9 protein-coding genes are annotated in these 11,816 nt (G+C 74.0%); 2 read left to right on the plus strand and 7 right to left on the minus strand.

From position 1 onward, the window contains the following. Positions 1–107 precede the first annotated feature (107 nt). The 4 genes from SGLAU_RS14415 to SGLAU_RS14430 form a co-directional block, all read right to left on the minus strand. Positions 108–2,351, minus strand: coding sequence for a fructose-specific PTS transporter subunit EIIC (locus SGLAU_RS14415; RefSeq protein ID WP_043501697.1), 2,244 nt, complete (start codon positions 2,349–2,351; stop codon positions 108–110). Positions 2,352–2,703: 352 nt separating this feature from the next. Further along, positions 2,704–3,651: a 1-phosphofructokinase gene (gene pfkB, locus SGLAU_RS14420; protein WP_043501699.1), complete on the minus strand. Its 948-nt coding sequence runs from the start codon at positions 3,649–3,651 to the stop codon at positions 2,704–2,706. Beyond that, positions 3,648–4,409 carry a DeoR/GlpR family DNA-binding transcription regulator gene (locus SGLAU_RS14425; RefSeq protein ID WP_043501701.1) on the minus strand — a complete coding sequence of 254 codons (762 nt, stop codon included), beginning with the start codon at positions 4,407–4,409 and terminating at the stop codon, positions 3,648–3,650. Before SGLAU_RS14425 ends, pfkB begins: the two co-directional genes overlap by 4 nt. A 251-nt stretch (positions 4,410–4,660) precedes the next feature. Further along, positions 4,661–6,283, minus strand: coding sequence for an MFS transporter (locus SGLAU_RS14430; protein WP_078957719.1), 1,623 nt, complete (start codon positions 6,281–6,283; stop codon positions 4,661–4,663). A 63-nt stretch (positions 6,284–6,346) separates the two neighbouring features. Between SGLAU_RS14430 and SGLAU_RS14435 the strand changes: the two genes are divergently transcribed. Next, positions 6,347–7,312, plus strand: a complete 966-nt coding sequence (locus tag SGLAU_RS14435) for a helix-turn-helix transcriptional regulator (RefSeq protein ID WP_099052813.1) — start codon at positions 6,347–6,349, stop codon at positions 7,310–7,312. 42 nt (positions 7,313–7,354) lie between these two features. On the opposite strand, the gene SGLAU_RS33605 is transcribed toward SGLAU_RS14435, so the two are convergent. From SGLAU_RS33605 to SGLAU_RS14450, 3 genes are all read right to left on the minus strand, one after another. Further along, on the minus strand, positions 7,355–8,269 hold the full coding sequence (locus SGLAU_RS33605; protein WP_043501703.1) for a TetR/AcrR family transcriptional regulator: 915 nt from the start codon (positions 8,267–8,269) through the stop codon (positions 7,355–7,357). Between the two features lie 643 nt (positions 8,270–8,912). After that, positions 8,913–9,911 (minus strand): RNA polymerase sigma factor RpoD/SigA, encoded by a 999-nt coding sequence (locus SGLAU_RS14445; RefSeq protein ID WP_043501705.1) that lies wholly within the window; start codon positions 9,909–9,911, stop codon positions 8,913–8,915. Positions 9,912–10,353: 442 nt separating this feature from the next. Further along, a complete protein-coding gene (locus SGLAU_RS14450; protein WP_043501707.1) occupies positions 10,354–11,157 on the minus strand; it encodes a dioxygenase in 804 nt (267 codons plus the stop codon). A gap of 139 nt (positions 11,158–11,296) precedes the next feature. Here SGLAU_RS14450 and SGLAU_RS14455 point away from each other — a divergent pair, with 139 nt between their 5' ends. After that, entirely contained in the window at positions 11,297–11,809 is a 513-nt protein-coding gene (locus SGLAU_RS14455) for a MarR family winged helix-turn-helix transcriptional regulator (protein WP_043501708.1), read from the plus strand. Positions 11,810–11,816: the final 7 nt, after the last annotated feature.

The following is an 11,816-nucleotide window of genomic DNA, read 5'->3' on the forward strand; positions in this document are numbered from 1 at the left end:
CAGATGCGACACAGCGCCCTCATGCCCCTCAACGGGACATCCCCGTACGCCTGTTCGGGTGCCGGCCGCGCCTCGCGCTCCCTTCGCGCTCGTCGCGCCCGCCCGCCCTACGCGGCGGCCACCGGTTGTGCGGGCTCGGGCGCCGCGGTCGCGGCCGGACCGTCGGTCGCCGGGCCCGTACCCGTGCCGGGCGCCGGCTTGCGCAGGCCCTTCAGCAGGATCACCAGACCCGCCGTGACCGCCGTACCGGCCGCGATGGCCAGCAGGTAGAGGAACGGCTCGCCGATCAGGAAGGTGACCCAGACACCGCCGTGCGGGGCGCGCAGGGTGGAGCCGAAGGCCATGGTCAGCGCGCCGGTGACCGCGCCGCCGGCCATGGAGGCGGGGATCACACGCAGCGGGTCGGCCGCGGCGAACGGGATCGCGCCCTCGGAGATGAAGGAGGCGCCGAGGACCCAGGCGGCCTTGCCGTTCTCGCGTTCGGCGGGCGTGAACAGCTTCTTGCGGACGGTGGTGGCGAGGGCCATGCCCAGCGGCGGGACCATGCCGGCGGCCATGACCGCGGCCATGATCTTCATCGCCGAGTCGCTGGGCGCCGCGACGGAGATGCCGGCCGTGGCGAAGGTGTACGCGACCTTGTTGACCGGGCCGCCGAGGTCGAAGCACATCATCAGGCCGAGCAGCAGGCCGAGGAACACGGCGTTGGCGCCGGAGAGCCCGTTCAGCCAGTCCGTCAGGCCCTGCTGGGCCTCGGAGATCGGCTTGCCGACGACCACGAACATCAGGAAGCCGACCACCGCCGTCGACACCAGCGGGATCACCACCACCGGCATGATGCCGCGCAGCACGGCCGGGATCCGGATGCGCTGGATCGCGAGGACCACACCGCCGGCGATCAGGCCGGCGACGAGTCCGCCGAGGAAGCCCGCCCCGATCGTCAGGGAGATCGCACCGCCGACGAACCCGGGCACGAGTCCGGGCCGGTCGGCCATGCCGTAGGCGATGTATCCGGCGAGGACCGGGACGAGGAAGCCGAAGGCCGCCGCGCCGATCTGGAAGAAGAGCGCGCCCCAGCTGTCGGCCTGGCCCCAGTCGAAGTGGTCGATGACGGACTTGGCCTCGTTGATCTGGTAGCCGCCGATCGCGAAGCCGAGGGCGATGAGCAGACCGCCGGCCGCGACGAACGGGACCATGTAACTGACGCCGGACATCAGCCACTTGCGCAGCCTGGTGCCGTAGCCCTCGCCGGGCTCACCGGCGCGTTCCACCGGCGTGCCACCGGCCTTGGGGGCGCCCGTCACCTCGCCGCGCGCCGCCTTCTCGCGCACCTCGGTGATGAGCTGGGCGGGGCGGTTGATGCCCGCCTTCACCCCGACGTCGACGGTGGGCTTCCCGGCGAAGCGGTCCTTGTCGCGGACGGGGACGTCATGGGCGAGGATCACGCCGTCCGCGGCGGCGATGACGGCCGGGTCGAGCCGGGTGAAGCCCGCCGATCCCTGGGTCTCGACGACGACTTCGACGCCTGCCTCACGGCCCGCGTTCTCCAGCGACTCGGCGGCCATGTAGGTGTGGGCGATACCGGTGGGGCAGGAGGTGACGGCGACGACACGGAAGGGCCGCGCGTCCTCTGCCCCGCCGGCGCCCGCAGCCCCGGCGCTCGCGGGAGGGGCGCCCGGGTCGGAGGCGTCCCTGGCGGGGGCGCCCGCGGCCGAAGTTCCCGCGGCGGAGGCGCCCGTGGCGGCGGCTTCCGCGGAGGGGGCGCCCACAGACGAGGCACCCGTCGTCGTGGCGGCGGTGTCCGTGGCGGCGGTGTCCGTGACGGCGGTGTCCGTGACGGCGCCGGCGGAGGCCGCCGCCGGCGCCGCCACGGAGTTCTCGGGTGCGGCGCCGCCCCCGGCGGCCGCGGGGGGCTCCTCGCCGCGGATCAGCGCCGCCGCGGCGGCCGGGTCGCCGGCCGCGCGCAGGGCATCGGTGAACTCGGTGTTCATCAGCTGCCGGGCGAGGGACGACAGGATCGTCAGGTGGGCGTCGTCGGCGCCGGCCGGAGCGGCGATCAGGAAGATCAGGTCGGCGGGGCCGTCCGCCGCGCCGAAGTCGACGCCGGCCGCGCTGCGCCCGAAGGCGAGCGTCGGCTCGGTGACGTGGGCGCTGCGGCAGTGCGGGATGCCGATGCCGCCGTCGAGCCCGGTCGGCATCTGCGCCTCGCGCGCCGCCACATCAGCGAGGAAGCCCTCCAGGTCGGTGACCCGGCCCAGGGCGGCCATGCGCTGGGCGAGGGCGCGGGCCGCCGCTTCCTTGGTGTCGGCGGACAGGTCGAGGTCGACCAGGTCCGCGGTGATCATGTCGCTCATCGCGGGCTCCTTCGCTCGCGTATCGCCCGGGGGGTGGGGTGGGCGGGTGAGGGGACGGGGGTGCGGTGGGGGGTGGTGGGGGTGGAGCGGGCCGTACGGGCGCCGGGCGCCGGCCGGCCGGTGGAGGCGGGGCCGGGGAGTCCCCGCCTCCGGGGGTGGGCGGGCTCGCCGGGGTGAGCGGGCCGCCCGGGGGAGACGGCGAGTGACGGGGAGTCTCGCCGCTTCGGGGCCGGTCGGGAGCGGGGTGCCGAACGGGGGGCAGCGGGCGGCGCGGAGCGGTGCGGGGTGTGCGCCGCGGACCGGGTCACGCGCCGGGGCACGCGCGGTGTCGTGGCTCGCGCCGTACGCCGTCTCATGACGCCGCCTCCTCCAGGACGCGGTCCACGGGGACGTCCGCCGTCACGGACACGGCCGCCGGGTCGAGGTCGGCGGGGGCCGGCATGACGCTGCCGGGGAGCCGGACGGCGGCGGCCCCGTGGGCGAGGGCGGACGCGAGGGCCTCGGGGCCGCTGCCGCCGGCGACGAGGAAGCCGGCGAGGGAGGAGTCGCCGGCGCCGACGTTGCTGCGCACGGCGTCCACGCGGGCGGTGCCGAACCAGGTGCCCGCGTCGTCGACGAGGAGCTGTCCGTCGGCGCCCAGGCTCGCGAGGACGGTGCGCGCGCCCCACCGGCGCAGTTCCTCGGCGGCCTTGACGGCGTCGCCCACGGTGGCCAGGGGGCGGCCGACGGCCTCCGCCAGTTCCTCGGCGTTCGGCTTGACCACGTCGGGGCGGGCGCGCAACGCCTCCAGCAGTGCGCGCCCCGACGTGTCCAGCGCGATCCGCGCGCCCCCGGCGTGCGCCCGGGTCACGACATCGGCGTACCAGGACGGCGCGAGTCCGCGCGGGAGGCTGCCGCAGCAGGCGATCCAGTCGGCGTCGGGTGACTGCTCGCGCACCGTCTCCAGCAGCAGTTCCTGCTCCGCCGCCGACAGTTCCGGACCGGGCGCGTTGATCTTGGTGAGTGTTCCGTCCGCCTCCACGAGCGCGATGTTGGAACGGGTCGCCCCGGCGATCGGGACGGGCGCGACCTCGATGCCCTGCGCGTCGAGCAGGTCCGCGACGAGCGCGCCCGGCGCACCACCCAGAGGCAGCACCGCCACCGCGCGCCGTCCGGCGGCGGTGACGGCCCGCGAGACGTTCACGCCCTTGCCGCCCGGGTCCACGCGCTCGGTCTCGGCGCGGATCACTTCACCGCGCTTGAGGGCGTGGACCTCGTAGGTCCGGTCGAGGGACGGGTTGGGGGTGACGGTGAGGATCATGCGCGCACCACTTCCGTGCCGCCGCTCTCGATCGCGGCGGCGTCTTCGTCGCTCAGCCCGCTGTCGGTGATCAGCAGGTCCACGTCGCTCAGGCCGGCGAAACGGGCGAAGTGCTCCTGGCCGTGCTTGCCGGAGTCGGCGAGCAGGACGACCCGGCGGGCCGCCGCCACCGCCGCGCGCTTCACCGCGGCCTCGGCGAGGTCGGGAGTGGTCAGGCCGTGGCCGGCGGAGAAGCCGTTGGCGGCGACGAAGAGGACGTCGGCGCGGATCTCGCCGTACGCCCGCAGCGCCCAGGCGTCGACGGCGGCGCGCGTGCGGTGCCGTACGCGCCCCCCGACGAGGTGGAGCTGGATGCCGGGGTGGTCGGCGAGGCGGGCCGCGATGGGCAGGCTGTGCGTGACGACGGTGAGCGCGGTCTCCAGCGGGACGGCGGCGGCCAGGCGGGCGACCGTCGTACCGGCGTCGAGGATCACCGTGCCGTCGGCGGGCAGTTCCGCGAGGGCCGCCTTGGCGATCCGGTCCTTCTCGTCGGCGGCCGTGGTCTCCCGCTCGGCGAGGTCCGGCTCGAAGTCGAGGCGTCCGACGGGGATCGCCCCGCCGTGCACGCGGCGCACCAGGCCGGCCCGGTCGAGGGCCTTGAGGTCGCGGCGGATGGTCTCCGCCGTCACCTGGAACTCCTCGGCGAGTGATACGACGTCCACCCGTCCGCCGTCCCGGGCGAGCCGGAGGATCTCCTGCTGCCGCTCCGGTGCGTACATGTCCGTTCGCCTCCGACTGTGCCCGAACGTGTGGTTTCATTCGGAGGCTACGCCGGGATGTCCGGAAAGTAAACAGGTTCGGACCCGTTCCGGGCACGGTCGGGCATCACCGGGCGGGAATCACCGACCGGCATCGCCGACCAGGAGTCCCACGTCCCTCACCACACGCCCCCGCCCCACGCCCCTCGCCCCCGGCCCGGCCAGGGGGAAGGGCCCGGTCCTCGATCCGTCTCGAGGACCGGGCCCTCCGGTCACCGCACCCGGGTGCGACCGCGGCCCGTCACCCGCGGCGGCGCTCCGCGGGACGCCCGCCTCAGGGAACCAGCTCCGGTTCGGCCGTCTTGGCCGCCGCGGCCCTTCCCGGCCGGGGCCGCCGCCTCGGCCGGCGCCGCCTCGGCCGGGGCTCCCTCCGCGTGCTGGGCCGGCCGCTTGGGCAGCGCGGACATCAGCAGGAAGATCAGGACCAGTACTCCGGCCACCCACCCGAGGGCGTGCTCGAAGCCGTCGACGTAGGCCGGTCCCGTCTCCGGCCCGCCGGGGTGGTCGTCGACCACGCCGAAGAAGACCACCGACACCAGCCCGAGCCCCAGCGCGTTGCCCATCTGCTGCACCGTGTTGATCAGTCCGGACGCCGAGCCGGAGTGCTCCCGCGGCACCTCCGACAGCACCGCGTCCGTCAGCGGGGCGACGATGAGACCCATGCCGATGCCCATGACGACCAGCGGCGGCGCCATCTGCCAGGGTCCGATGCCGAGGCCGTAGTGGTCGGCCTCCCACAGGTAGAGCAGGACGCCCAGCGCCATGGTGAGGGCGCCCGCCTGAAGGACCTTGCGGCCGAAGCGCGGCACCAGCTTCTGCACGGACACCCCGGCCGCCACGGAGACGGAGAGGGAGAACGGAACCCCGGTCAGACCCGCCTTCAGCGCGCCCCAGCCCAGTCCGAACTGCAGGTACATCGTCCACACCAGGAAGAAGATGCCGAGCGCGACTCCGAACACGGTCTGCACGGCGATGCCCGCGGCGAAGCTCTTCACCCTGAACAGGGACAGCTCGACCAGCGGGGAGCCGTCCCGGGCGCCCTTGCGCCGCTCGTACCCCACGAGCGCGGCGAAGACGACGAGCGCGCCGGCCATGGACAGGTACCCCCACAGGGGCCAGCCCAGCTCACGGCCGCGGGTCAGCGGGTAGAGCAGCATCAGCAGGCCGAGCGTCACCAGCGCGACGCCGACCAGGTCCAGCCTGAGGGCGCGCGGCGCCTTGGACTCGCTGATGAAACGGCTGCCCAGGACCAGACCCGCGAGACCGACGGGCAGGTTGATGAGGAAGATGGGGCGCCATTCGAGACCGAACAGGTTCCCCTCCGTCAGCAGCGCGCCCAGCAGCGGCCCGGACACCGCGCCCAGCCCGACGATCGCGCCGAACAGCCCGAACACCTTGCCGCGTTCGTGTGCCGGGAAGGTGGCGTGCACGATCGACAGCACCTGAGGCACCATCAGCGCGGCCATGGCGCCCTGGAGTACGCGGGCGGCGACCAGCATCTCGGGGTTCGCGGCGAGCCCGCACAGCGCGGAGGCGACGGTGAAGCCGCCGATGCCGGCGAGGAACACCCGCTTGCGGCCGTGGATGTCGCCGAGACGGCCACCGGTGATCAGGCCGGCGGCGAAGGCGAGCGCGTACCCGGCGGTGATCCACTGGATCTGGGCGACGGACGCGCCCTCCTCCCGCTGGATGGACGGGATGGCGATGTTGACGATCGTGACGTCGACGAGGTCCATGAAGGCCGCCGTCATCACGATGGCGAGCGCCAGCCAGCGGCGCCGGTCCGGTGCCGCGGCGCTCCGGGAAGCTGTGTCGAGGGTCTCGGTGGAGGTCATGACGTGAAAACTAGATCGCGAGTAGGTCAGATCATGACCTAGTCGTCCGGCATCCTCGTCTCCATGACGACGGACACTCCGGCCCGGCTGCTCCAGCTCCTCTCCCTCCTCCAGACGCCGCGCGAATGGCCCGGTGGTGAACTGGCCGACCGGCTGAGCGTCTCCCGGCGCACCATCCGGCGGGACATCGACCGGTTGCGCGAACTCGGCTATCCCGTACAGGCGACCAAGGGCTCCGACGGCGGCTACCGGCTGGTCGCGGGCAAGGCGATGCCGCCGCTCGTCCTCGACGACGAGGAGGCGGTCGCGATCGCGGTCGGCCTGCGGGCCGGCGCCGGCCACGCCGTCGAGGGGGTGGAGGAGGCGTCGGTGCGCGCCCTGGCCAAGCTGGAACAGGTGCTGCCCTCCCGGCTGCGCCACCGCGTCACCACGCTCCAGGCCGCGACCACCCCGTTGACCAGCGGCGACGGCCCCACCATCGCCCCCGAGACGCTGACCGTCATGGCCTCGACGGTGGCCGGCCACGAGCGGCTGCGGTTCTCCTACCGCGCCAAGGACGGCACGGGGTCGCGCCGCCTGACCGAGCCGTACCGCCTGGTGTCGACGGGCCGCCGCTGGTACCTCGTCGCCTACGACCTCGACCGCGCGGACTGGCGCACCTTCCGCGTGGACCGGATCAGCGAGCCCTTCGCCACCGGGGCCCGTTTCACACCCCGCGAACTGCCGACGGGCAGCGCGGCGGAGTACCTGCGGCAGTCGATCAACCGCAGCAGCGAGACCTACGACTTCACCGTCGCCTTCGCCGCCCCCGCCGAGGCCGTCGCGGACCGCCTCCCGGCCTGGGTGGGCACGCCGGAGCCGGTCGGCGCGACGAGCTGCCTGCTGCGGGGCACCACCGGCGATCCGGTGGAGTGGCTGGCGGTGCGGCTGGCCATGCTGGGCCATGAGTTCACGGTGCGGGAGCCTGCGGAACTCGTGGCGTGCGTACGGGAGCTGGGCGGGCGGCTGACCCGTGCCGCGGAGGACTGAGGCCCAGGGCCCGGCCCGCCCGGGTCCCGCCCTGCGCAGCCGCTACGGCCCCTCCCACCGGAAGTCCCGCAGCGCGGCCAGGTTGCGCAGGGCCAGCGCGGCCGGTCCGTCCGGGCCGGTCGCCGGGGCGTCCCCGGTGGCCCAGCTCTCCACCGCCACCCGTACGGCCGCACTGGCGACGGCGGCGGTGAAGCGGAGGTCCGGGGCGGTGTCCCGGCCCCCGGCAACGTTGTCGGCACCCGGCGACGGGCGGTCGCCGGTTCCAGGGCCGCCTGCCTCGCCCTCACGGTCCCGGTCGCCGGCCTCGTTGGCGCCGGCCACGCGATCGTGGGCCTCGCTGTCGTCGGCCACGCGGCCCCGGGCCGCGGAGTCACCGGCCTCACCGCCACCGGTCACACCGTCGCCGGCCTCGCCGCGGCCTGCCGCACCAGCCCCGGCCTCGCGGTCGGCCGCGCCGCCCCGCTCCGCCAGCACCCCCGCCAGCGTGTCCTCCGCGTCCTGGCACACCTCGGCCCACACCTTCCGCAGCGCGGGGCTGGTGGTGGCGAGGCGGATCAGGGTGCGCACCCACTCCCAGGACGCGGCCGACACCGCGGCCCCGGGCGACAGGGTGTGGCGTACGGCGTGGTCGACGGCCTCGGGGACGCTCAGCCGGGCCGGGGCCTCGCGCACCGCCTCGGCCCAGCGCTGGGCACCGGCGGCGTAGAGCGGGGCGACGGCCTCCTCCTTGCTCGCGAAGTAGCGGTAGAAGGTGCGCGGGGCGATCCCGGCGGCCCGGGCGATGTCCTCGGCCCGGGTGGCCCGCAGCCCGTGCCGGACGAAGAGGCCGGCCGCGGCCCGGGCGATCTCCATCCGGGTGGCCGCTTTGCGCCGCTCGGTGAGTGACAGGGCGGGCGGCGGAGTGCCGGGGGAGGCGGAGGAAGCGTTCGGGGGCTGTGCCGGGGTGGTGCTGCTCACTACGTCAGGCTATGCCGGTGTGACACAATCTGCCATCCGGCGGGCCACCCCGGAGTTCAGGTACGGGGTGCCCCGCCGCCCCACCGTGCCCGGACACGGAGAAGGCCGGACTCCGACGCCCGGGGGAAGGCGCCGAAGCCCGGCTGGGAAAGTCCCGGCGCCGGGGGGAGTGCGTCGGGACATGGCTCCGTTGGAGCGGGGCGGGACCGGCGGAGGGAGGGGGAAGCCCTCACCGAACCCCTGTGCCCGGAAGTCTTGTTCCCGGGCTCCCACGGGTTGAAGCGGCGTTACACGGCCACATTCGCGCGGGCTTCCGCCACCCGGCGCACGCGGTGGGGCCGCACACCGTCCGGCGAGCCGTCCGCGCCCCGGCGGTTCACCTGCACCCATGGCCCCGGGGACGGGGCGGGGGCGGGCCGAGGCCGGGGCGGCGCGGCTGCGTACGGCACATGCCCCGGGGACCCCACGCGCCCGGGCGACACCGTCCGGCGCGGTTCACGTGACGGCAACGGCCACCACGGCACGGATCACTCCGCCGGGCGGGCCCCACGGCCGCAGGGGTCACAGGGGTCATACGGCCGCACGGGTCACACGGCCGCGCGCAGCATGCCGGCCGCGCGGACCGCGCACGGCCCGCTCGCGGTCACGCCGCCGCGTCGAACCCGGTGTCCCGCGCCAGCTTCTTCAGCTCCAGCAGCGCGTGCTTCTCGATCTGACGGATGCGTTCGCGGGTCAGTCCGTGCTCCTTGCCGACCTCGGTCAGCGTGCGCTCGCGCCCGTCCTCGATGCCGTACCGCATCTTGATGATGGAGGCGGTGCGCTGGTCCAGGCGGCCGATCAGGTCGTCCAGTTCCTCACTGCGCAGCAGCGTCAGCACCGACTGCTCGGGCGAGACGGCGGAGGTGTCCTCCAGCAGGTCGCCGAACTGGGTCTCGCCCTCGTCGTCCACCGACATGTTCAGGGAGACCGGGTCACGGGCCCAGTCGAGCACGTCGGTGACGCGCTCCGGCGTCGAGCCGAGCTCCGCGGCGATCTCGGCGGGCTCGGGCTCCCGGCCGTGCTCACGGTTGAACTCGCGCTGCACGCGGCGGATCCGGCCCAGCTCCTCCACCAGGTGGACGGGGAGCCGGATGGTGCGCGACTGGTCGGCTATGGACCGGGTGATCGCCTGTCGGATCCACCAGGTGGCGTACGTGGAGAACTTGAAGCCCTTGCGGTAGTCGAACTTCTCGACCGCGCGGACCAGGCCGGCGTTGCCCTCCTGGATCAGGTCGAGCAGCGGCAGACCGCTGCGCGGGTACCGGCGGGCGACGGCGACGACCAGGCGGAGGTTGGAGCGGATGAAGATGTCCTTGGCCCGCTCCCCCTCGGCGACCAGGGCTTCGAGCTCCTCACGGGTGGCGTCGGCCTTGGACTCCTCGTACCCGTCCAGGACCTGCTGTGCGAACACACCCGCTTCGATGATCTGGGACAGCTCGACCTCCTTTGCGGCGTCGAGCAGCGGCGTCCGCGCGATCTCGTCCAGGTACATGCCGACCAGATCGCGGTCCGCGATCTCGCCGCCATGGGCGCGAACACTGCTTGCCGCGTCGAGGGTCTCGCCGGTGGCGGACGTACGACGGGCGACGGCACGGGTTGCCATGCGTGCTCCCTTGCGATGGTGAGGTCAGCGGGTGGTCCTTCGGACGCTCGGCGCTCGGCCCGGGACCGTGAACCCTGTTCTCACGAACCTGTTCTCGATCCACGTCCGAGTGCCCTGCATCCGATGGAAACAACGACTGGAATCCGGACAGAATTCCCAAGCCGCCCCTCAAATTTTCTGATCATGCAGTACCCTGTCCGGCCACAGCACCCGACGCGGTGCCGCAGGGACGACGGAGCCGCAGGTCACGCGGGGATTCGGGCTCCTTGGCCGGGTTCCCGCCGGCCCCTCCCCCACCCCCGCGCTTGAGACGGCCGTCACACCGTCGGCGGATCCGGCGCCGGACTCCCGGCCGGATCCCGGAGCCGGAGTCCGGCACCGGGGTGCGGCACCGGAGTTCCCACCCGGTGAGACGGGCCGTACCGCCCCGGAGGTTGCCCGCTCAGCCGAACTGCACGGACCGTTTGGCCAGCCCCATCCAGAACCCGTCGATCACCGACTTCTGTTCCGCCAGCTCGCCGGCCGCGTCCGCCGCGCCCAGGGTCACGAAGAGCGGGGCGAAGTGCTCGGTGCGGGGATGGGCGTAGCGGCCCGCGGGGGCCTTGTTCAGGAAGTCCAGCAGGGCGTCGACGTCCCGCGCCGCGAGCGCCCGCCGGCCCCAGTCGTCGAACTCGGCCGACCAGCCGGGCACTCCCGGGCCGGTGTGCCGCAGGGCGGCGAGGTTGTGGGTGAAGAAGCCGGAGCCGACGATCAGTACGCCCTCGTCGCGCAGCGGGGCCAGCTTGCGGCCGATCTCCATCAGCCGCACCGGGTCGAGGGTCGGCAGCGAGACCTGGAGGACGGGGATGTCGGCGTCCGGGTACATCTCGACGAGCGGGACGTACGCGCCGTGGTCGAGGCCCCGGTCCGGGATGTCCTGGACGGGCATGCCGGGGGCGCGCAGCAGCTTGCGCACGGATGCGGCGAGCGCGGGGGCGCCGGGGGCCTCGTAGCGGACGCGGTAGTAGTGCTCGGGGAAGCCCCAGAAGTCGTGGACCAGCGGGACCGTCTCGGTGGCGGCGAGGGCGAGCGGGGCTTCCTCCCAGTGGGCGGAGACCATCAGGATCGCCTTGGGCCGCGGCAGGGCGGCGGCCCACGCGGCGAGTTCGGCGGGCCAGACCGGGTCGTCCGCGAGCGGCGGGGCACCGTGGCTGAGGTAGAGGGCGGGCATGCGCTCGGGCATGCGCTCCTGGGTGGTGGCGGACATGTCCGGCGACTCCCTCCGGAGAACGAGGAAAGGTGGGGCGGCGACCGCCGCGAGGATGCTTGAACCTTCAAGCGTCACTTCTCCCACCGTACGCCCCGTTTGTTCAACGTTCAAGGAGCGGCCTCGTAGAGTGGAAAGCATGAACACGGCACCCGCACCCGAATCGGCGGAGCCCCGCTGGCTCACCGCCGAGGAGCAGCACGTCTGGCGCGCGTACATCGAGGCCGCCACCCTGCTCGAGGACCATCTCGACCGTCAGCTCCAGCGTGACGCGGGAATGCCGCACGTGTACTACGGCCTCCTGGTGAAACTCGCCGAAGCCCCGCGCCGCCGGCTGCGGATGACCGAACTCGCCAGGTACGCCAAGATCACCCGCTCCCGGCTCTCGCACGCGGTCGCCCGCCTGGAGAAGAACGGCTGGGTCCGCCGCGAGGACTGCCCCTCCGACAAGCGGGGCCAGTTCGCCGTCCTCACCGAGGAGGGCATGGAGGTGCTGCGCCGGTCCGCGCCCGGCCATGTGGCCGCCGTACGCCAGGCCGTCTTCGACCGGCTCACCCCCGAACAGCAGAAGTCCCTCGGCGAGATCATGACGATCGTCGCCGAGGGACTTCAGCCCAGTGGAGCGGGAGCGGACCTGCCGTGGCTCAGGTGAGGCGTCC

Source organism: Streptomyces glaucescens (genome assembly GCF_000761215.1).
GTDB lineage: Bacteria > Actinomycetota > Actinomycetes > Streptomycetales > Streptomycetaceae > Streptomyces > Streptomyces glaucescens_B.

What these genes read in the sequence shown, in the direction of transcription:
- SGLAU_RS14415 (WP_043501697.1), bottom strand. Translation starts at nt 2,351, where the DNA reads ATGAGCGACATGATCACCGCGGACCTGGTCGACCTCGACCTGTCCGCC.
- pfkB (WP_043501699.1), bottom strand. Translation starts at nt 3,651, where the DNA reads ATGATCCTCACCGTCACCCCCAACCCGTCCCTCGACCGGACCTACGAG.
- SGLAU_RS14425 (WP_043501701.1), bottom strand. Translation starts at nt 4,409, where the DNA reads ATGTACGCACCGGAGCGGCAGCAGGAGATCCTCCGGCTCGCCCGGGAC.
- SGLAU_RS14430 (WP_078957719.1), bottom strand. Translation starts at nt 6,283, where the DNA reads ATGACCTCCACCGAGACCCTCGACACAGCTTCCCGGAGCGCCGCGGCA.
- SGLAU_RS14435 (WP_099052813.1), top strand. Translation starts at nt 6,347, where the DNA reads ATGACGACGGACACTCCGGCCCGGCTGCTCCAGCTCCTCTCCCTCCTC.
- SGLAU_RS14445 (WP_043501705.1), bottom strand. Translation starts at nt 9,911, where the DNA reads ATGGCAACCCGTGCCGTCGCCCGTCGTACGTCCGCCACCGGCGAGACC.
- SGLAU_RS14450 (WP_043501707.1), bottom strand. Translation starts at nt 11,157, where the DNA reads ATGTCCGCCACCACCCAGGAGCGCATGCCCGAGCGCATGCCCGCCCTC.
- SGLAU_RS14455 (WP_043501708.1), top strand. Translation starts at nt 11,297, where the DNA reads ATGAACACGGCACCCGCACCCGAATCGGCGGAGCCCCGCTGGCTCACC.